The sequence below is a fragment of the Mesorhizobium sp. M5C.F.Ca.IN.020.32.2.1 genome, from assembly GCF_004023105.1.
GTDB classification, from domain to species: domain Bacteria; phylum Pseudomonadota; class Alphaproteobacteria; order Rhizobiales; family Rhizobiaceae; genus Mesorhizobium; species Mesorhizobium wenxiniae.
The window spans coordinates 1-2005 of record NZ_RZSX01001031.1; the positions used below are offsets into that span (position 1 = coordinate 1).

The window sequence follows — 2005 nt, forward strand, 5'->3', positions numbered from 1 at the left end:
TTCCAGTTGCGGTTTTTGCACATTGACCCGGATCTTTTCCTGAAACGCGAATGCAAGGCATGGAACGCCGTGGTCAAGCATTGCTGCTTCGACACGGAAATCGGGATCATCGAGCAGGACATTTCCTTCGGCTGAGGTCGAGGCAGTATCCTCTCGAGCGAAGCCCGATCGCGCCCGAAACAGGCGGCAATGATGAAATCCGCCCGGCGTCCAGTCGCAGGCCGCTATCATGAAATCGTGGGACTGTTCGTCGAGGAGATTCCACGTGTATGCGTTGAGCTTGGCTTGCACGGCCGCGGTCACCCCAGGCGGGCCGAAGAAATGCACTGTTCTATTCCTGTATAGAAATAACCGCAGGAGCCGATCGAAGCCGGCGAAATGGTCCATATGCATATGTGATACGAACACATGGCTGACGCGCAGGATTTCGCGCGGCGAAAGTGGCGACAGATCACCAATGTCGAAGAGCATCGCCCGGTTGCCGAATCGGAAATCCAGAAGGAGCCCCGCATCCGAGAAGGGGTCGTTGACCAGGCGCGGCTGAACCAGCAACGTCACCGAATTCACCCGATACTGTTTTCGAATTTCGCCACCAGGCGCTCACCTTCAGACACGATCTGGACCTCACGTCTACCCCTCTAATCGCGCGCTCCGGGTAGCGGTTCCCGACGTATATCGTTCGAAAGGACGCAGAAGTACGGCGGCCGGCCAAGCCAGGCTGAACGTTTCTGCCATCTTGCGCGTTCTCTTGGGTCGGACCGAAGCGCGGGCCGAAACATCGGCAATCCGCGGCCACAATGAGGTAGCACCGGAACGAACGAGATGACCGAGCACAGAGGCACTCAGCCGAGCGAGGCAAAAGGCACCGTAATCGCATTCTCCGCGCCGGGCTGCGAGCCCCTCTATGCTCACGAACGGGAAGCTATGGCTGCCGTTGCCCGCACGATTGCGAGTCTCAAGGGATTTGCCTTCCAGCAGGGTCTAGGCAACAGCGGCGGCAACGGCTTGTATTTCGTGCCGGACGACAGCTTGCTTGCTCCCGATGCGGCACGGCTAGGTATCAACGGGCCGCAGGATCTCTTCGGCGGCGTGGTGCCTTGGCGCTTCGCAATGACCAAGGCGATAACCCATGAACTGGTCGACGGCTTGGCCAAGCGACCGAAAGAATGGTCAACCGGCTTCGGCAGAACTGTCAGCGCAGCAGTATTGCCTGGCTACACGGTGTTTTCGCGGCACGATGCGCTGCGAGCAGCGGAACGTCTGCTGAGGCTCGGGCAGGCCCGGCTTAAGCCACCGCTTTCCTCGCGAGGCCAGGACCAGCACATCGTTCGCACGGTCGCTGACGTCGAGGGACTGCTCGAGCGATACCGCTTCCTCGACCTGGACGAGTCCGGTCTGGTGCTCGAAGCGGACCTTCGTGACATCGTCACGCTAAGCGTTGGCAGAACGGAGATCGACGAAATAAGGGTCGCCTACTACGGCTCTCAAAGGACGACGACCGATAATGCGGGACAATCCGTTTACGGCGGATCGGATCTCATTGTAGTGCGCGGCGGATGGGAAGCTCTCCAAGATCTTCAGCTTCCTCGCGCACTAGCTTTGGCAACGGCGCAGGCGAAGGCCTATGACGCGGCGACGGCTGGGTATCCTGGATTTTTCGCCTCGCGGCGCAATTACGATATCGGCCAGGGGGTCGACTCGTCGGGTACCTGGCGATCCGGCGTGCTCGAAGCCAGCTGGCGTATTGGCGGCAGCAGTACTGCCGAGCTTGCGGCAATAAAAATCATGAAGCAAGACCCGGCCATCCAACTCGTCCGTGCGTCCGCAGTTAAGGCGTTCGGCAATACCAGCCGGCTGCCAGTGAAGGCGGATATTCACTTTCAAGGAGAAGACCCCGATGACGGGCCGATTACGCGCTATACCGTGGTCACCCATGCGACCCGGGAGCCGCCAAGGAAAGCGGCCGATTAGCATCGTAGACTTGCCCTGCGCCATCGATGGTCGC

General features: G+C 59.8%; 2 protein-coding genes. One reads left to right on the forward strand and one right to left on the reverse strand.

The genetic code is table 11. The features are described from left to right. Positions 1-558 (reverse strand): MBL fold metallo-hydrolase (locus tag EOA86_RS32405; RefSeq protein WP_245497448.1); only part of this gene is annotated, 558 nt, incomplete at its 3' end. A 264-nt stretch (positions 559-822) separates the two neighbouring features. Here EOA86_RS32405 and EOA86_RS32410 point away from each other — a divergent pair. Beyond that, positions 823-1971 carry a DUF3182 family protein gene (locus tag EOA86_RS32410; RefSeq protein WP_128345317.1) on the forward strand — a complete coding sequence of 383 codons (1149 nt, stop codon included), beginning with the start codon at positions 823-825 and terminating at the stop codon, positions 1969-1971. Positions 1972-2005: the final 34 nt, after the last annotated feature.